Annotated in this window: 19 protein-coding genes and 1 tRNA gene; 6 read left to right on the top strand and 14 right to left on the bottom strand. The window is 69.2% G+C overall.

The genetic code is table 11. The features are described from left to right. The first annotated feature begins 80 nt into the window (after window positions 1-80). Together NL114_RS18950 and NL114_RS18955 are read left to right on the top strand one after the other, a co-directional pair. Entirely contained in the window at window positions 81-2,387 is a 2,307-nt protein-coding gene (locus NL114_RS18950; protein ID WP_254822478.1) for an acetate--CoA ligase family protein, read from the top strand. Beyond that, window positions 2,384-3,544: a phosphotransacetylase family protein gene (locus tag NL114_RS18955; RefSeq protein WP_254822479.1), complete on the top strand. Its 1,161-nt coding sequence runs from the start codon at window positions 2,384-2,386 to the stop codon at window positions 3,542-3,544. The genes NL114_RS18950 and NL114_RS18955 overlap by 4 nt, the downstream gene beginning before the upstream one ends. An 89-nt stretch (window positions 3,545-3,633) precedes the next feature. On the opposite strand, the gene NL114_RS18960 is transcribed toward NL114_RS18955, so the two are convergent. From NL114_RS18960 to NL114_RS18985, 6 genes are all read right to left on the bottom strand, one after another. Continuing rightward, window positions 3,634-4,095, bottom strand: a complete 462-nt coding sequence (locus NL114_RS18960) for a universal stress protein (RefSeq protein WP_254822480.1) — start codon at window positions 4,093-4,095, stop codon at window positions 3,634-3,636. A gap of 202 nt (window positions 4,096-4,297) precedes the next feature. Further along, window positions 4,298-4,957 carry a dethiobiotin synthase gene (gene bioD / locus NL114_RS18965; protein WP_254822481.1) on the bottom strand — a complete coding sequence of 220 codons (660 nt, stop codon included), beginning with the start codon at window positions 4,955-4,957 and terminating at the stop codon, window positions 4,298-4,300. A 51-nt stretch (window positions 4,958-5,008) separates the two neighbouring features. Then, entirely contained in the window at window positions 5,009-6,256 is a 1,248-nt protein-coding gene (locus NL114_RS18970) for an aminotransferase class I/II-fold pyridoxal phosphate-dependent enzyme (protein ID WP_254822482.1), read from the bottom strand. 19 nt (window positions 6,257-6,275) lie between these two features. Beyond that, entirely contained in the window at window positions 6,276-7,322 is a 1,047-nt protein-coding gene (gene bioU / locus NL114_RS18975) for a (S)-8-amino-7-oxononanoate synthase BioU (protein WP_254822483.1), read from the bottom strand. Between the two features lie 75 nt (window positions 7,323-7,397). Next, window positions 7,398-8,507: a biotin synthase BioB gene (gene bioB / locus NL114_RS18980; protein WP_254822484.1), complete on the bottom strand. Its 1,110-nt coding sequence runs from the start codon at window positions 8,505-8,507 to the stop codon at window positions 7,398-7,400. A 93-nt stretch (window positions 8,508-8,600) separates the two neighbouring features. Continuing rightward, window positions 8,601-9,467, bottom strand: coding sequence for a geranylgeranylglycerol-phosphate geranylgeranyltransferase (locus NL114_RS18985; protein ID WP_254822485.1), 867 nt, complete (start codon window positions 9,465-9,467; stop codon window positions 8,601-8,603). A gap of 115 nt (window positions 9,468-9,582) precedes the next feature. Here NL114_RS18985 and NL114_RS18990 point away from each other — a divergent pair. Further along, window positions 9,583-9,657, top strand: a tRNA-Arg gene (locus NL114_RS18990). Between the two features lie 305 nt (window positions 9,658-9,962). On the opposite strand, the gene NL114_RS18995 is transcribed toward NL114_RS18990, so the two are convergent. The 8 genes from NL114_RS18995 to NL114_RS19030 all read right to left on the bottom strand — a co-directional run bounded on the left by NL114_RS18995 (window position 9,963) and on the right by NL114_RS19030 (window position 14,721). Continuing rightward, on the bottom strand, window positions 9,963-11,141 hold the full coding sequence (locus tag NL114_RS18995; protein ID WP_254822486.1) for an outer membrane protein assembly factor BamB family protein: 1,179 nt from the start codon (window positions 11,139-11,141) through the stop codon (window positions 9,963-9,965). Window positions 11,142-11,228: 87 nt separating this feature from the next. Further along, window positions 11,229-11,492, bottom strand: a complete 264-nt coding sequence (locus tag NL114_RS19000; protein WP_254822487.1) for a hypothetical protein — start codon at window positions 11,490-11,492, stop codon at window positions 11,229-11,231. Between the two features lie 95 nt (window positions 11,493-11,587). Further along, the gene (locus NL114_RS19005) at window positions 11,588-12,634 is read right to left on the bottom strand and encodes a polymer-forming cytoskeletal protein (protein ID WP_254822488.1); all 1,047 of its coding nucleotides are present in this window, start codon (window positions 12,632-12,634) and stop codon (window positions 11,588-11,590) included. Between the two features lie 51 nt (window positions 12,635-12,685). Continuing rightward, window positions 12,686-12,859, bottom strand: coding sequence for a hypothetical protein (locus tag NL114_RS19010; RefSeq protein ID WP_254822489.1), 174 nt, complete (start codon window positions 12,857-12,859; stop codon window positions 12,686-12,688). 97 nt (window positions 12,860-12,956) lie between these two features. Then, window positions 12,957-13,448 carry a PadR family transcriptional regulator gene (locus NL114_RS19015; protein ID WP_254822490.1) on the bottom strand — a complete coding sequence of 164 codons (492 nt, stop codon included), beginning with the start codon at window positions 13,446-13,448 and terminating at the stop codon, window positions 12,957-12,959. 221 nt (window positions 13,449-13,669) lie between these two features. Beyond that, entirely contained in the window at window positions 13,670-14,101 is a 432-nt protein-coding gene (locus NL114_RS19020; RefSeq protein WP_254822491.1) for a DUF8048 family protein, read from the bottom strand. A 100-nt stretch (window positions 14,102-14,201) separates the two neighbouring features. Then, window positions 14,202-14,531, bottom strand: coding sequence for a DUF5658 family protein (locus tag NL114_RS19025; protein ID WP_254822492.1), 330 nt, complete (start codon window positions 14,529-14,531; stop codon window positions 14,202-14,204). Between the two features lie 43 nt (window positions 14,532-14,574). Beyond that, window positions 14,575-14,721 (bottom strand): hypothetical protein, encoded by a 147-nt coding sequence (locus NL114_RS19030; protein WP_254822493.1) that lies wholly within the window; start codon window positions 14,719-14,721, stop codon window positions 14,575-14,577. Window positions 14,722-14,939: 218 nt separating this feature from the next. Between NL114_RS19030 and NL114_RS19035 the strand changes: the two genes are divergently transcribed. The 3 genes from NL114_RS19035 to NL114_RS19045 all read left to right on the top strand — a co-directional run bounded on the left by NL114_RS19035 (window position 14,940) and on the right by NL114_RS19045 (window position 18,187). Continuing rightward, window positions 14,940-16,586: a methyl-accepting chemotaxis protein gene (locus tag NL114_RS19035; protein ID WP_254822494.1), complete on the top strand. Its 1,647-nt coding sequence runs from the start codon at window positions 14,940-14,942 to the stop codon at window positions 16,584-16,586. Between the two features lie 469 nt (window positions 16,587-17,055). Next, entirely contained in the window at window positions 17,056-17,604 is a 549-nt protein-coding gene (locus NL114_RS19040; RefSeq protein ID WP_254822495.1) for a flagellin, read from the top strand. A 4-nt stretch (window positions 17,605-17,608) separates the two neighbouring features. Continuing rightward, window positions 17,609-18,187 (top strand): flagellin, encoded by a 579-nt coding sequence (locus NL114_RS19045; RefSeq protein WP_254822496.1) that lies wholly within the window; start codon window positions 17,609-17,611, stop codon window positions 18,185-18,187. The last annotated feature ends 1 nt before the right edge of the window (window position 18,188 follow it).

The raw sequence follows: 18,188 nt of genomic DNA on the forward strand, positions 1-18,188 counted from the left end.
ATCGCGCCGCTCGAGAAGAGGCAATCCACGGCCCTCGGCTGTGGTTTTATCCCCGGAGGCCGAGTCGTGGGAGGTACACGATGGACGGCAGCGACGGCGCGAGTGTCGACGGGGAGGACGAGGGCAGCGGGCAGGCGAGCCCTGACGCCGGAGCGGCCGACACGGTGGCGGATGCCAGTCCGCTCGCCGGCCTGTTCGCCCCGGAGCGCGTGGCCGTCGTCGGCGCCACCGAGCGCGAGGGGAGCGTCGGCCGCGCCGTGACGGCGAACCTGCAACGGTCGTTCGACGGCGACGTGGTCCCGGTGAACCCCTCCGCCGAGGCTGTCCTGGGGCTGTCGGCCGTCGACAGCGTCGCCGAGGCGGACGCCGACCTCGCGGTGGTCATCGTCCCGCCAGCGGCGGCGGTCGAGGTCGTCGAACAGGCCGGCGAGGCCGGCACCGACGACGTGGTCGTCATCACCGCCGGGTTCGGCGAGGGTGGACCGGAGGGCGTCGCTCGCGAGCGCGAACTCGTGGCCGTCGCCGACGAGTACGACCTCAACCTCGTCGGGCCGAACTGCCTGGGCATCATCTCGACGCCCGTGGGGCTGAATGCGACGTTCGCCCCCCGGAACGCGCTGCCGGGCGATATCTCGTTCATGAGCCAGTCCGGCGCGTTCGTGACGGCCGTGCTGGACTGGGCGGCCGAGCGCGACCTCGGCTTCCGCGAGGTGGTCTCGCTGGGGAACAAGGCCGTCCTCGACGAATCGGACTTCGTCGCACACTGGGGCGCCGACGAGGGGACCGACGTGGTGCTGGGCTACCTCGAGGGCATCGACGACGGCGCGGGCTTCATCGAGACGGCCCGCGAGGTGACCGCGGAGACGCCCGTCGTCCTCGTCAAGTCGGGCCGAACCGAGGCCGGCGCCCACGCCGCGGCCTCGCACACGGGCGCCATCGCCGGGAGCGAGGCGGCCTACGAGGCCGGCCTCGACCAGGCGGGCGTCCTGCGCGCCGAGAGCGTCCAGGAGCTGTTCGACTCCGCGGCCGCCCTCGCCGGCCAGCCGGTGCCCGAGAGCGACGGCGTCGCCGTGGTCACCAACGCCGGCGGCCCGGGCGTGATGGCGACCGACGCCGTCGGTGACAGCGGGCTCGAGCTCGCCTCGTTCACCGACGCGACCCACGAGGCACTCTCCGAGCGGCTCCCGGACAACGCGAACGTCTACAACCCGGTCGACGTCATCGGCGACGCGCCGGTCGAGCGCATCGCCGACACGATGGACATCGTCCTCGACGACCCGAACGTGGGTGCCTGCGTCGTCATCACCTGTCCGACGGCGACGCTCTCGTTCGACGACTTCGGGGACGCCGTCGTGGCGGCCAACGAGTCGGGCGTGCCGCTCGCGGCCTGTCTCATGGGCGGCGCCGACGCGGCGAACGCCAACCGACGACTCGCGAAGGCCGGTGTCCCGACGTACTTCGACCCCGCGCGGGCGGTCCGGTCGCTGGACGCGCTCCGGCGCTACCGCGAGGTGCGTGAACGCGAGTACGCCGCCCCGACCGAGTTCGATGTCGACCGCGGGCACGTCCGCGAGCGCCTCGCCGAGGCCGCACGGAACGACGAGACCCGCCTCGGCGTCGAGGCGATGGACCTGCTCGATGCGTACGGCATCCCGACCCCCGCCGGCGAGGTGGTCGACTCCCCGAGCGAGGCCGAGCGCGTTGCGCGCGACATCGTGGGCGACACGGCCGACGGCACGGACGACGAGGCGGGCGTCGTGATGAAGCTCGTCAGCCCCGACATCCTCCACAAGAGCGACATCGGTGGCGTCAAGGTGGGCGTCCCGCCCGACGACGTGGCCGACGCGTTCGAGGACCTCGTCTCGCGGGCCCGGCGCTACCAGCCCGACGCGACGGTCCTCGGCGTCCAGGTGCAGGAGTTGCTCGACACCGAGGACGGCGTCGAGACCATCGTCGGGACGAACCGCGACCCGCAGTTCGGGCCGCTCGTCCTGTTCGGTCTCGGCGGCGTCTTCGTCGAGGTGCTGGAGGACACCACCGTCCGGGTGGCACCGGTGGCCGAACCGGAGGCCCGGCGGATGCTCGACGACATCGACTCGGCGCCGCTCCTCCGCGGTGCCCGGGGCCGTGAGCCGGTCGACGAGGACGCCATCGTCGAGACCATCGGGCGGCTCTCCCAGCTCGTGACCGACTTCCCCGCGATCCTCGAACTGGACGTGAACCCACTCGTAGTGACACCCGAGGGCGCGACGGCCGTCGACATCCGGCTCACCATCGATCCGGATGAGGTCGCGGGCATCGACCCCGAGGCCGCGGGGGAAGCGGCCGACGGCGACCAGCACCGGACGACGACCGACACCGCGGACACCACGGAGACGGACCGATGAGCGAACACGACGACACATCCGACGAGCGAACCGAGACGGAGCCGAGTGCGGCGACCGACCCCGACGAACACGGCGGTGGGGACCGGGCAGCCGAGACGCTGCTGGTCACGTCGACCGCGGACTCGACCGGGAAGACGGCGGTCGCGCTCGCCCTCGCGCTGGCCGCGCGTGACGAGGGGCAGTCGGTCGGCTACATGAAACCGAAGGGGACCCGCCTCGAGAGCAACGTCGGCAAGACGCTCGACGCCGACCCGATGCTGGCGCGTGAACTCCTCGACCTCGACGACCCGATGCACGAGCTGGAGCCGGTCGTCTACTCGCCGACCTTCATCCGCGAGGCGGTCCGGGGCCGCGAGGACCCGGCGGCGCTCCGGGAGACCGTGCGGGAGGCTTTCGACGGCCTCGCGGCCGGGCGCGACCTGCTGGTGGTCGAGGGGGGTGGGCTGAACGCCGGCGCGACCGTCGGCCTGACGGACCCAGAGGTCGCGGACCTGCTCGACGCGCGGGTGCTGCTGGTGGCCCCGTACGGCGGCCCCGAGGATGTCGACGATGTCCTCGTGGCGAGCGAGCGGTTCGGCGACCGCCTCTCGGGGATCCTGTTCAACGCGGTCGGCGACGCCGCGTTCGACGACCTCGCCAGCGACGTGGTCCCGTTCCTCTCCGGGCGTGGTGTCCGGACCTTCGGGACGCTCCCGCGGGTCAAGGAACTCGCTGGCGTCGCCGTGGCCGACCTCGGGCAGGAGCTGGGGGCCCGGACGCTGACGGACGAGGCACCGACCGACGCCATCGTCGAGCGGTTCGTCGTCGGGGCGATGAGCGCGGGCGAGGCGCTGCCGGCCCTCCGGCGGACTCGCTCGGCGGTCCTCGTCAGCGGCGGGGACCGCCCCGAGATCGTCACCGCGGCGCTCGACGCGTCCGGCATCGAGGCCATCCTCCTGACCGGCGGGTTCCAGCCGCCGGCGGCGGTCCTCGGCCGTGCGGAGGAGGCCGGCGTCCCGGTCCTGCTGGTCCAGGCCGACACCACGACCGCCATCGAGCGGCTGGAGGGAGTCATCCGCTCGGGGCGGGCCCGCGACGCCCGGACGGTCGAACGGATGGGTGACCTGCTGGGGGAGTACGCCGACGTGGACGCGATGCTGCTGGGAACGGGCGACTGAGGATATCCGACGCCCACGGTCGGGAGATGCAGAGCGGCGGTCCCCACGACCGGGGCCGTGGGCATCCGCCATGTCGTTCGGTAGTCGGCTCAGGCGGAATCGTCGCTCGCGTCCGTTCCGGACTTCCGGGGCTCCGAGAGGAGGAGCACCGGGAGCGAGGTGTTGGCGGCGACGCGCTCGCTGGTGCTCCCCAGGACCCCACCCGGGCCGTGTCGGCCCGTCGATCCCATCACGATGAGGTCCATCCCCTGATTCTCGGCGTAGTCGATGATGCCCCGATAGACGCCCATCCCCCGGACGACGGCGGTCTCGACGGGCACGCCGTCGGCACGAGCGGCCAGTTCGGAGAGGAACTCCTCGGCCTCCCCCCGGAGCCGGTCGAACCGGTGGCCCATCGACTCCGAGGAGAGGAGCAGCGCCGTCGCCGACTCGTCGAGCACGAAGAGGAGATGGACCGTGCCGCCGTGCTCGCGGGCGACATCGAACGCCTCCGTGGCCGCGCGTTCGGCGGCCTCGCTCCCGTCGACGGGGACGAGGATGGATTCGTACATACCCGCGGACAGAACGGCAGGCAGTATGAGCCTTCGGCCCAGTGTGCGCCGGGCCGGCCGTGTCCCCGGGAATTTATGACCGAATCCGCACTACGAGTCCACGGAGCCAAGTCGGCTCCGTAGTGTCACACGCGGGGCACACACCCCCGCGTCTCGACCACGCTCGACCTCTCGCCCGTTCTCATCGCTCGCCAGCGCCGGGTCACGCGATGTCGACGTATCGGGGCAGGTCCGCGGCCAGGTCGACGGCCGCTGCCGGGTCCGAGAGGTCGCTCGGCGGGAGCGTCGCCACCTCGTGGCCCGTCATCTCCTCGAGGACGGCGGGGTTCGTCCGTTCGGCGACCGACGCGCCCTCGTACTCGTTGAGGACGATACCCCGGACCGGCACGTCGCGGCGCTCCAGGGCCTCGACGGTCAGTGCGGTGTGGTTGAGCGTGCCCAGTCCGGAGCGCGAGACGACGACCGCCGGGACGCCAAGGTCGGCGACGAGGTCCACCACCTCGCGGCCCTCTGCGAGCGGCACCCGGAGCCCGCCGATTCCCTCCAGCACGCCGACCTCGGCGGCGTCGAGTTCGGTCGCACAGAAGTCACGGACCTCGTCGTAGGAGAGTTCCTCGTCGGCCTCGTCTGCGGCGACCTCGGGTGCGAGTGCAGGGCCGAGGTAGCGGCCACAGACCCCCGCCGCCTCGTCGTCGCAGGCCTCGCGGACGAACCCGGCGTCGTCGTCCGGCGGGTGGCCCGTCTGACAGGGTTTCACCCCGACCGCGTCGACGCCCTCGTTCCGGAGGCGCCCCACGAGTCCGGCGGTGACGACGGTCTTCCCGATACCGGTGTCGGTCCCGACGACAGCGATGTTCGACATGGGAACGCGAAGAGCGGACGAGGTATTGAAACCCGGCGGGTCGCACCGGGCTCAGCGGAGGTCCAGTTCGGTGCCGGCGGCCTCGAACGCCGCGAGACAGCGGTCGACATCGGCGCGGGTGTGTGCCGCGGTCGGCGCGAGTCGAATGCGACTGGTTCCCTCGGGCACGGTCGGCGGCCTGATGGCGGGGGCGACGAGGCCGGCCTCGTGGAGGCGGTCGGCCAGGGCGACGGCATCGGCACGATCACCGACGACGACGGGGAGGATCTGTGTCTCGCCGAGCACCTCGTACCCCAGCGCTTCGAGTCCCTCGCGGGTCCGCTCGACGATGTCCCACAGCCGGTCACGGCGCCGGTCCGCGCGAGCGATGCGGAGGGCCTCGCGTGCGGCGCCGGCCGCCGGCGGCGCCAGGCCCGTGGAGAAGACGAACGCGCGTGCCGTGTTGAGCAGGTGTTCGACGAGCGGCTCGCTCCCGGCGACGTAGCCGCCCTGTGCGCCGAGCGCCTTCGACAGCGTGCCGAGCTGCACGTCCACGCGCTCGCTCAGGCCCTCGCGCTGGACGATACCGCCACCATCGACGTACAGGCCGGTCGCGTGGGCCTCGTCTACCATCGTCCACGCGCCGAAGTCCTCGGCCGCGTCGCAGACCGCCGCCAGCGGGGCCACGTCACCGTCCATGGAGAACACGGTGTCGGTGACGACGAGCCACGACTCGCCGCTCGCATCGACCTCCCGGGCGCGTTCGCGCATCGCCGCGCGGAGCGCGTCGGGGTCGCAGTGGTCGTATATCTCAACGTCCGCGCCCGAGAGCCGGCAGCCGTCGATGATACTCGCGTGGTTGAGTTCGTCTGAGAAGACGGCGTCCGGGTCGAGCGCGGTGATGGTACCGACGTTGGCAGCGTAGCCCGAGGAGAAGACGAGCGCGCGCTCGGTCCGTTTGGTGGCAGCGAGGTCACGTTCCAGCGCACGGTGCGCGGGCGTGTCTCCGACGACGAGCCGTGACGCCCCGGCGCCCGCGCCGACCTCGCGGGCCGTCTTCGCGGCGGCCTCGGCCAGCCGCGGGTCGCCCGCGAGTCCGAGGTAGTCGTTCGACGCGAGGACGAGGCGCTCCTCGGTCCACTCCGCCGGTTGGCCCTTCGGGTCGGGCGCGGTCCGGGCGCGGGGACCTACGCGGTCGACGGGGGCGAGGTCGCGCCGGAGGTCGACAGCCTCGCGACTGGCGAGGCGCGCATCGAGGTCGAAGCCCCGCTCGACACGCGCCTCCCGGGCGTCGTCGGTGTGTCGCGATTCGAAGCTCATCGAGCGTTCGGAGGTTGGCTCAGAAGCCAGGCATCAGCTCGGCCGGGCCGAAGACGCCGTAGTCGCCGGCGCGGTTGTGCCGGACGGCGGCCTTCAGGTAGCCCAGCGCGGGCCCGTTGACGTTGGCCTCCATGCTCGTGTCGTCGCCGAGTTCGAACGTGTTGGTGGCGACCTCGCCGTCGAACGTCTCGCCGGTGACGGTGACGGTCGTCGTGGTCGGCTTCTCGTCGTTGCGGAGGTCCAGTACGCCGCCGACGGTCACGTCCTCGGCGTCGCAGATGCCCGCGCGTTCGAGCAGCACGTCGTCGGCGTGCTCCATGTCGTGGAACTCCAGCACACCGTCGTGCTCGTCGACCAGTGCCTCGATCTCCTCGTCCGTCATCGCGCGGGCGGTCTCGATGTCGTAGCCGTCGAGGTGGGCGATGTCCTCGCGGACGGTGCCGCGGTTGTCCTCGTAGCCCGACTTCAGCCCGACGCCCCACCAGATGTCGACCTCGTGGACCTCCACGAACGACTGCGCGGCGAGCGCGGCGGCGCCGGTGAGGAAGCCCGGCGTGGCACCCGCGCCGCAGACGAACGTGATGCCCGAGTCCTGCAGCGTCTCCTCGCGGTCGTCGAGCATCCCGATGACGCGAGAGCGCTTGAGCACGTCCACGAGGACACCCTCGTAGTCGGCCTCCGCGAAGCGCTCGGCCACGCGCGGGATGAAGTCGTGCTCGAGGTTCGGGAGCGCGATGAGGACGGCGTCGATGGCATCCGATTCGTCGATGATGTCGTCGATGGGCGTCTCTGTCGGGTCGGCCTGCACGGAGGCAGCGACGCCCTTGTCGGTGCCGGCCTGTTTGATGCCGCCCTCGCTCTTGGCCGCTGCAGTGCCACCGTCGGAGGCGATGTTGCCCTCCGTCGCCGCCAGCAGTTCGTCCACGTCGAGGCCGTCGTGGTCGACGGCGACGCCGTGGCGGTCACAGGCCGCGACCGGTGTCAGTTCCTCCTTGTCCTTCGAGACCTCGAGTGCTCGCCGCCCGATGCCGCCCGTGCCGAGTACCGCGAACGTCGTTTCGTGCATAGGTTCGTAATTCGCTGTGTTCGTCGTGAAGTGTTCAGATTGTTCGCTTCTGCGTCGAATCGAACGATAATCTCGTCAGTCGTCGAGTTCGGCGTTGCTGGTGGCCGTTCCGGCCGCCGTCGCGGGGCCGTCGTCGCTGTGTCGCGCCCGGACCGCCGCCTCGTCGAAGTCGTTGACCGACTTGTTCGGTTCGAGGCCGGCCTTGCGCATGATCTCGATGTCGTCGGCGGGGTCCTGGCCCTCGGTGGTGAGGTAGTCGCCCGTGAGCATCCCGTCCGCGCCGGCCTCGAAGGGGAGGTGCTGCTCGTCGCCTTTCAGGTTCACCTCGCGGCCGCCCGTGAGGCGGACGCGGGCGTGCGGGTGGAGCAGCCGGTAGACGGCGATGGTCGCGATGACCTCCTCCGTGCTGATGAGCGCGGTGTCGTGTTCCTCGCCCAGCGGCGTCCCTGCCACCGGGTTGAGGATGTTGACCGGGAGCGAGGAGACGCCGATGTCCTGCAGTTCGATGGCCGCGTCGACGCGGTCCGTGGGCGACTCGCCCATCCCGAGGATGACGCCGGCACAGAGGTCCATCCCCGCCTCCTTCGCGACACGGAGCGTGTGGAGTCGGTCCTCGAAGTCGTGTGTCTCGACGATCTCCGAGAAGTAGCGCCGGGAGGTCTCGATGTTGTGGTTGTAGTGGTTGAGCCCCTCCTCAACGAGTATCTCGGCCTCCTCCTCCGTGAGGATGCCCAGCGAGGCGTCGACCTCCACGTCCGTCTCGTCGCGCACGAGGCGCACGGCGCGGATGACCTTCTCCCACTCGTCGGGCCGTTGCTCCTTGGAGACGCCCTTCTCCGCGACCACGATGCCGAACCGCTGGGCGCCGTCGGCCTCGGCGCGTTTGGCCGCGTCGAGGATCTCCTCGGGTTCGAGGAACCCGTAGGTGTCGATGCCGGTGTCGAAGTGGGCCGACTGGGCGCAGAAGCCACAGTCCTCCGCGCAGTTGCCGGCCTTCGCGTTCACGATGGAGCAGGCGTCGACCGTCCCGTCGGAGAACTCCTTGCGCACCATATCGGCGGCGGCGGCGAGTTCCTCGACGGGCTGGGCGATGAGCGCCAGCCCATCGCGGCGGCCGAGCTGCTCGCCCGCCAGCACGCGCTCGACGGCGTCGTCTATCGTCCGGTTGCCTGTCTCGTAAACCACACTTCCAGAGTTGGTTGACGTGTTGATAAAGGTTGGTGAACGTGTGACATGCGGGAGGGGAGTTGCAACGGCCGGCGCGTGTCCGACCGTTTCCTACAGGACCACCACAGTCCGTCCGACCACGAACGAGGCCATCGCGAGGAACATCCCGTACTTGAGCCGCGACTGGCCTGCGGTCGCGTCCGAGAACGACTCGTAGGCGGCGGCGGCCATCACCGCGTCCGCCGGGAGCACCAGCACCAGATACGCGGCGCCGAACGTGCCCGTCACGTAGGGCAGCGGACTCGCGAGCACTGCCAGCCCCAGCGCGGCGGCCGCCACGACCAGCGACCGGCGCTCCCCGACGGCGATGGGCAGCGTGTTCAGCCCCTCCTCGCGGTCGCCAGCGATATCCTCCACGTCCTTGACGACCTCGCGCGCGAACGTCGAGAGCGCGGCCAGCGCGAACAGCACGCCCGCCGTCGAGAGATCACCGCCGACGGCCGCGCCGCCGAACAGGAACGTCGAGCCGCCCAGATACGCGACCACGAGGTTCCCGACCCCGGGCAGGCCCTTGAACAACTCCGTGTACGCCACCAGCGCCACGAGATTGAACAGTGCGATACCGATGGCGAGCGGGGGAAGGAGGAGCGTCAGTCCGACCGCGAGTCCGAACAGGCCCACCGAGAAGCCGAGCGCCCCACGTGGCGAGACGGCCCCGCGCGGGATGGGGCGCCCCGGGGCGTTGATGCGGTCGATGTCGCGGTCGAAGTAGTCGTTGATGGCGTTCCCGCCCCCCACGGCCAGAACGGTCGCGAGGACGGCCGCGCCGGCCCGGAGTTCGGGCGCGGTATCGACGACGAGCCCGCCGGTCGACCCCGCGAGCCCGGCGACGAACGCACCGATGAACGTGAGGACACCCGACGCGACGGCGTTCCCCGGCCGCGTGAGTTCGAGCAGCCCCCCGGCAGTCTCGCGCATACCCGTCGGCTGTCGGGGTCGAAGCATAAACGGCGTGGAACGGCGGGGCCGTGCTCACGAGCCGGCCGCGGGGTATGGACAGAATTATGTCCGGGAGGGCGCTTCGCTTCGATGAGGGGCCTTAGCTCAGCTCGGACAGAGTGCGTGGCTTCGGACCACGTTGCCGGGGGTTCAAATCCCTCAGGCCTCGCTTCTCGCGAACAGATGTGACCGAGAGCGGCGGCCGCGGGATTTGAATCAGGGAGGACGCACGCAGCGAAGCGAGCACGTCCGACCGTGGTTCCAATCTCTCAGGCCTCGTCCCGCCGTGATGTGACAGGGAGTCGGATATGCTGCCGCCGCCAGCCCCGTAGAGTGTTCTTACACGGAGTCTCGAGTGATGCCGGTCCGGATTTCAATCCGCTGGGGTCGTCTCCGTCCGTACTTGAGATGCGGCAGGAGCGACGCGGGAACCGAACCAAGCGAATCGGGCAGTGACCGCCGCAGGCCGGCCACCTAGTTCAGCTCGGTACCACAGTCCGGGCAGAACGCCGGGTCGTCGAGCGGCGACAGGTCGCCACCACACTCCCGACAGCGGTCGCGGTCGTCGAGCTTACCGGTTTCCGATTCGTCTTCGGGGAGGCCTTTCGACTCGTCACCCTCAGAGGCCACCCTGTCGGTCGACGGCTGATCACCGGGGAGTGCGGCGTCATCGCTGGCCCTGAGCGCGTAGAGGGTACCGTCGGTGCCACCGACGTACACACTCCCGCCGGCTACCGCCGGTGTGGCCTTGACCCGGCTGTCGGTCTCGAAGCGCCACCGCTCCTCGCCGCTGTTCGCGGCCACCGCGTACAGATGGCCGTCGTGACTTCCGACGTAGACCGTTCCGGCGGCGATCGTCGGCCCGGCCCGGACGTACAGGTCGGTCTCGAAGCGCCACCGCTCCTCGCCGCTGTTCGCGGCCACCGCGTACAGGTGGCCGTCGTCGCCTCCGAAGTAGACCGCGCCGCCCGAAACGGCCGGCGGGGACCGGAGGTTCCGGCGGGTCTCGAAGCGCCACTGCTCCTCGCCGGTCGTCGCGGCCAACACGTACAGGGTGCCGTCCTCGCTCGGAGCGTACACCGTCCCGTCGGCCACCGCCGGCGAGCCGACGACGGGACCGTCGGTCACGAGATGCCACTGCTCCTCACCGGTCGCGGCGTCTATCGCGTACAGATGGTCGTCGTACCCGCCGGCGTACACTGTCCCGTCGGCGACGGTCGGTGATGTCGCGATTCCACCGTCGGCCGCGAAACGCCACTGCTCCTCGCCGGTCGTCGCGTCCACCGCGTACAGATGGTCGTCGTTGCTCCCCAGGTAGACGGTCCCGGACGCGGCCGTCGGCGACCCGTGGATGGGGCCCCCGGTCTCGAAGCGCCACTGCTCCTCGCCAGTCACCGTGTCGATAGCGCGGAGCCCTCCCTTGCGTCCACCGACGTACACCGTCCCCGCCGTTACCGCCGGCCGGGAGGTCCCGTTGGTGAACGCGTGCCACTGCTCGGTGCCGTCCGTCGCGGACACCGCGTGCAGGTGCCGACCACTCCCGACGTACAGGGTCCCGTCCGCCGCTGCGAGCTGTTCTATCGGGTCACCGGTATCGAATCCCCACCGCTCCGTGCCGACGGTCCCGCTCCCGCTGTCGTCGTTCCGGCTCATCTGCCCGGGGTACGCGGGCCGCCGGCAAAAGTGGTCCTCCGGATGGCCGGCGGACGGCGGCAGCGCCGTCCGACAGCAGTCCTGTCGTCACTCGAACACGCGGCTCTCCTCCTCTAACATCTCGATGCCCCGGGCAACCTCGCTCGCCTGGTCCGGGGCGAGGGCGATCTCGACCTCGCTCCCGTCCTCGTCCTCGAAGGTGAGTTTGACCCGGCGGTCGCCGTACTCCCGGACATCGATGCCCTCGACGTCGTAGAGCTTCGCGGTGGCACTCCGGTTCGAGGCCCCCGCGTGCTTGATGGCGCCGTCTTTCAGCTCGAACATGAAATCCTCGAGGTCCAGCAGCAGCATGGGAGCGACCGCGTACCGCGGCCACCTCAACGTTGGCGTTCTGGTGGCTCACCGGTCGCCCCGCCCCCGGGTCTCGGGAGGTCGTCCGCACCCGGTCAGAGCGCGCTGGACTGCCGGGCGCGTCGGTCGCCCACCGACTCGTAGGCGACGTAGAGCCCGAGCGTAACGCTGCCCAGCCCCGCGACGACCAGGAGCAGGCGGACGAAATCACCGACGAGTGGAACGAGCGAGAGGACGGCCATCACGAGCACGCCGACGAGGAGTGCGAGATAGCGGTCCTCGCGGGTCGTGTACGAGAGGACCCCCGACCCGAGCAGGTAGCGGCCGTAGATGCTCCCGACCCAGAGGAGCACGACGTACGCGGCCAGTCCAGCGAGCGCGAGCGGGAGACCGATGATGGTGAGCGCGGCCAGCGCCACGGCGAGAGGGATGCCGACGATGGCCGCCGCGCCCGCCGCCGCGACGCGCTCTGGTTGCTCCCCCACCGTCTCGACCGCGTCGCTCGCGAACGCCGGGAAGACGTACAGCAACAGGGACCCGGCGAGGAGGTCGGCGACGAGCAGGTACAGGGTGAACAACACCCCGCCGGCACCCGACAACGGCGGGAGGAGCGAGAGGTCACTCACGTGGCGGGCCCCGAGCGAGACGGTGCCCCCACGGTCGTCGAACTCGCCGACGTACGTCAGGAAGCCGTCGACATCGGCCGACGGAGCCAGCGTGACGGTTCCCGCCACCGTCGTGGCGTCGTCGTCGACCGTCCCCGCGAGGACGGCGCTCCCGGCGACGGCGCCGAACGACCCGCCGACCCGGCCGGATTCAGCTACCTCGACGTGGCCGGCGTACGTCACCGTGTTCCCGCCGGTGGACCCGGCGACGACGACGGACCCACCGAACGCTCTGACACGGCCGGTGACCGTCGCACCCTCCTCGATGACCACCCGGCCACCGAACGCGGTGAGGTCGCCCTCCACGCGCCCACTGACGACCACGCGACCGGCGTACGCGGTGAACCCGGAGACCGTCTCGCCCTCCTGGACGACGACGGTGCCACCGAGTCGCTGCTGTGACTGTGCCGAGGCGACGCCGGCGAAGGTCGGGAGGACCAGCATGAGCATCAGTACGGCGACGAGGACCTGTCGCATACCGGGAACGACCGGGCCTCCCACATAGCAGTTCTGACGTGGACGTGAGGCCTACACGACGAGCGTCACGAAGTAGGCCACGGTCAGCAGCACCAGCGTGAGCATGAGGAGGAGCTGACCGGTCGAGAACGCCCCGTCGCTGTCGAGCGATGTCGGGGTCGCTGGTCCGGCATCACCGTCGTCGTGTGACGTGGCCGTCGCCTCGGAGGAACTCCTGGGGGACATAGTGACCACTGGCCGTTCGAGACCCAAAAGCGGACTGAAACCGCGAGCGGTCGGGCGGCCCGGCGACGTATGGGGGATGTCCACCCGGAACCGACCCTCAGAGCTCCGCCAGTGCGCGGTGGTAGAAGAGGCCCAGCACGAGATGCTGGCGCATCTCCGCGGCGATCCGCTCGCGGCAGGCCTCGGCGTCGTCGAGCTGGTACTCCTTGGTCCGGACCAGCTCGTGGCGCTCCAGCAGCCCCTCCTCCTCGAACTCGTGGAGCTGCGGGTACACCGTCCCCGGCGACAGGTCCGCGTCGAACACTCGACCCAGGTCCTCCATCAGCCGCTTCCCGTTCGTCTCCGCCGACCGGTGGGCCACCAGGGTCAGCAGGATCTCACTCAGGTCACCCTTCACCGTCTCCTCGCTGAACGCGAACTCACCTGCCGGCGCGAACGACTCCAGCACCTCCGACAGGAACTCGTCCGCCGACTGCACCGAGTCGGGAGAGCCTTCCTCCTCGTCTCCTCCAGTTACCTCGGCGTAGAGGCGCTGTAAATCAGAGATCGAGCTATCTCCGTCCATGGTGTCGTCGGATCGCGATGACATCGTGTGAGCGGGGGATATCGAGGGGGAATAAAAACCCCCGAGGGGCGTTATCTGGCCATGAAAACCGCATTTATAATAGATGGGGCCGTCGCGGAGTGATCACGGGGGATTTTATCCCACATATGGGTGAAAACATCCCTCCCCGTGTGTGACCTGTCCGGCACGCGCACGTCAGACGGCTGGGCCGGATTCCCGAGCATCCAGAGCAGGCGGGCGTGGGGTTACCGCTGGTGGGAACGGCGGGGGGAGCAGAGGACGAACAGGTCGGTCTCGGCGTCGGAGGGTGCCGAGCAGTGTGTGACCGTCCTTGCCATCCGGCGGTGGACATCCCGGGCGGCGACGGCTTCCCGCTGATCGACCTCGCCGGCAGCCTCTACCGACCGCCAGACGCTACCGGGGAGGTGGAACACGGCACCCGGCATCTCGCACTGGACTGGGACCCCGACCGACCGGAGTTCCTCCTCCCGACGCTGGCCCTCGTGCTCGACCGTGGCCAGCACGGCCCGCAGCTCGCGTCGGGAGACTGGATGCTCGACCGAGACCTGTTCGATGAGTTCGCCGAAGTGCCACTCCACCGTCGCCCGCAGGTCGCAGCTGTCGGGTACCTCACCCCCCGTCGAGGAGGACCCACCGCCCGGACGCTCGGATGCCATTACTCCTCGTCCGTATCCGTACTCAATAGTCCTCGGGGGGGTTACGCGACCCCGAAACCGGGTACAGAGTTATAACCCCCACCGCGCCGAGCGGGTCGGCTCAGGCCGTGTTGATGATGAGGAGGTTCCAGCCGGTCACCACGACGCCCGTGACCGCGAGCGCGAGCGGGAGCGCCACGCGCCCCGGCGTCCGGACGGACCGCCACACGAGATAGAACGCGGCGAGAACGATGCACTTCAGGCCGATGAGCCCCAGCGGTCCGAACGTCGCCAGTGCCGGTCCCGCGATAGGTCCCCCCTCCGCGACGTTCGGCGTCGAGAGCCCCCAGAGGGTTGCGACGGTGTCACCGACACCGTAGAGGAGGACCGCCGCGACCCAGAGCTGGGTGTCGCGGTCGCCGAGCCGTCTGACGGCACCCTCCGTGTTCATGCGTGACTCGTACGCCGGAACGGTGGTAACGGCTTCGCCCACCTCACAGGACGAGCACGCTCGCAGCCAGTAGCGCGATGCCCATCGAGAGGGCAAAGAGCGCCAGGAAATCGACCGTCGGGGAGACGTACCCCTCTGGGGCCCGCTCTCCCGGTCTCCCCGCCTGCTTGAAGGATTCCTCGGTCGCCATGGCAGGGATGTCGCCCCCCACCCTGAAGGTGACTCGCCGCGTTTCGAGTCTCGATTCGGGCCACGACCCCCTCGTCGACCGTTTCGAACGCTGAGTCCGTGCCGCGACTTATCACCGGTACTAGTGATGTCGGTGACATGCTTGGACTCGTCGAACGCATCCGCGCACGAATCGGTGGCCGTGAACGGCACCCACTCCGCAGTGACGGTGGTCAAGAGATGAACGGAGGGGAAAGCGCGACAGTCCTCGACTCGAGTACAGCGGACGGTACCGAGGAGCCGAACGCCTCGGCCGAGCCGGCCGAGCCGGATCCCCCGGCCGCACCCGAGGCGACATCGGGTACGGCCGGAGCGCGGGACGGACCGACCGGGTCAGCGATGACCGACGGTTCGGAGCGCCCGAGCACCGAGACGACGACCGAGGCGGGGCCGATGGCGGCCGCCGGGCACGTACAGGTGCTCGATGCGCTGGGGGTGCCCGCGTTCGTCCTCGACGCCGACGGGACGGTGGCGGGCTGGAACGACGCCATCGAGGAGCTGACGGGGGCCACACGCGACGATGCCATCGGTCACGCCCACGTCTCGGAGCTGTTCTATCCCGACGGCCGGCGGGCGAAGACGCTCGCCGACAAGGTGACCGAGGCCCCCCAGCGCGCGGCCAGCGAGTTCGGCGTCGGGGTGAAGGACCCGTCGGTCCCGCGTTATGGCGACACCAGTACGATGGTCGACCAGTACGGGGAGGAGAAGCACATCGACTTCCACGCGACACCGCTGTACGACGGCGAGGAGTTCGTCGGCGTGCTGGAGGTGGTCATCGACCAGACCGAGGAGGTTCGCGAGCGCGAGGCCGTCGAGTCGCTCGTCGGCGAGGTGCGCGATACCGCCCACACCATCGGCGCGGGCGACCTCGACGCCCGTGTCACCCGCGATGACGAGTTCGCGACCCTCGACGACGACCTGCTCGCGGTCGTCACCGCGGTCAACGAGATGGCCGACAACCTCGCCGGGCTCGTGGCGGAGGTGACCGAACAAACCCACGAACTCGAGACGGGCGCGGAGGCCGCCACGTCCGCGGCCGAGGCCATCTCCACGACGGTCACCGAGCAGAACGAGAGCCTGGAGGAGAGCGTCCACGAGATCCGGAACTTCTCGGCCGGGATGGAGGAGGTCGCGGCCACGGCCGACCGCGTCAACGACGCCACGACGACCGCCCGGGAGGCCGCGACCGACGGCCTCGAAGCCAGCGAGGAGGCTCGCGAGGCGACGACGGAGGTCGTCGAGATCGGTGACGAACTGGCCGAGAGCGTGGCCGCCCTCGACGAGAAGATGGACGACATCGAGGCCGTCACGGAGATCATCGCGGACGTGGCCGAGCAGACGAACCTGCTCGCGCTCAACGCCAACATCGAGGCTGCACGCGCGGGCGAGGAAGGTGCCGGCTTCGCCGTCGTCGCGGAGGAGGTCAAGAACCTCGCCGACCAGACCCAGGCCCACACCGAGGAGATCGGCGAGAGCCTGGCCGAACTCCAGTCCCGGACGGACGCGACCGCCGCGGCCACGGAGCGCTCGCACGACCGCATCGAGGCGGCAGAGGACAGCCTGAGCGAGGTGTTCGACTCGCTGGAGGCCATCGCCGAGGAGGTCGACGAGGCGGCCGACGGCGTCGCCGAGGTCGCACGCACGACCGACGACCAGGCCGCCCGCATCGAGGAGGTGACGGCCACCCTGGAGGCGACCCTCGAACAGTCCGAACACGCCGGCGACCGCGCCGCCGACATCGTCAGCGTCACCGAGGAGCAGTCACAGCGCGTCGACGCGCTCGCGAACTACGTCGCAGACCTCTCGGTCGACGGAACCACCCAGTAGCACGAGGACCACTTCTCCGCGACGACGCGACAGGAAACCGTCGGTTCGGTTCTGCAAGCTCTTCGATAGCCTCGAGTTGCTCCCGGAGACACCTGCCCTATGCGTCACTCCGCACCGATGATTCGGTCCCCGTATTCTCGTCCCCACGCGTGGCGCGGGCCCGTACACGATGAAATCGAGACACTGGCCAGCAGCGACCGCCCCCCAGCAGGCCGTCGTGCCGACCGGGACCACCGATAGCCGGAGTGGTGCGGCTGCGAGCTGCACGACCCGTCGTCTCGTCCGAGAGAGTACTTAAATCATCGTTCTACTCCGGCTTCTCATTTTTAATAGTTTCCCCCCATTCCGTTTCGAACCTCGATACTGGCTTTAGTGGAGTAGGGTGGTTCGGTGGTGGTAACGCCCGGGGCCGTCCCCCAGCGCCGACACGCGTCGGCCCGGGACTGGCTGGGCGTCGAGTCAAAGTAACATGTTCGAAAACATCGAACGCGACGCGGACGAGCGCGGGCAGGTGGGAATCGGTACCCTCATCGTGTTCATCGCGCTGGTTCTCGTCGCCGCGATCGCCGCCGGTGTGCTCATCAACACCGCCGGCTTCCTGCAGAACCAGGCCGAATCGACCGGTGAAGAAAGTACACAACAGGTGTCGAATAACGTGGAGGTCCTGAGTGCGACCGGCTCAATGTCGAGCTCCGGTGGCCCAGTGGATACCGTCACAATCACGATTGGACTTGGGCCGGGTTCCGACCCTGTTAACATCGGTGAAACCCGGTTCGAACTGCTTGATGAGCAGGCGAACGCAGTCCTCGGCAAAAATCTTGGCACCCCTGTAACGACCAATCTGGAAGAGGGCGACCGCGTTCAAGTCGAGTTCGACCTCGATTCTGACTTCGCACAGAACCTCCAAGAGGGTGATGAAGCGGAGCTGACCCTCACGACTCCGGATGGCTCGCAAACGGTCGAGGTTCTGAACGTTCCGGACCCGTTCGACGGGAGCGGCAACGACGTGCGTCTATAAAACAATGTTCGAGACAATCAACAACTCAGACGAGGAGCGCGGGCAGGTGGGAATCGGTACCCTCATCGTGTTCATCGCGCTCGTCTTGGTCGCGGCAATCGCCGCCGGTGTCCTCATTAACACCGCCGGCTTCCTGCAGAACCAGGCCGAGTCGACTGGACAGGAGAGTAGCGATCAAGTGACGAACGGCGTGAATGTGGTCTCTGCCTCTGGCATCTCTGACGATGCCAATGATACGGTCGATAGATTCACTATTACCGTTTCGCAGTCACCAGGCGCAGACCCTATTGACCTGACCGACGCGAAGTTCGAGTACCTAGACGAATCCGCGACGACAGTCGATTCTACGGATGCAGACGTAAGCTTGAACGCGGTTAAAGGCGGTTCAACGACGCTTACACAATCGAGTGACCGCGTTGAGATTACTGTCAAGCTTCAAAATGGGCCGGGTTCAATTCCCGTAGGGGGACTGGACCCAGGCGATGAGGCAGAGTTCAAGATTATCACCAAATCCGGAGCTACGACCACAGAAGTCCTGAACGTCCCCGACCCAATCGGTGACGACAACGCAGTGGTGCTATAGA

Origin of the sequence: Haloglomus halophilum (assembly GCF_024298885.1) — an archaeon.
Lineage (GTDB): Archaea > Halobacteriota > Halobacteria > Halobacteriales > Haloarculaceae > Haloglomus > Haloglomus halophilum.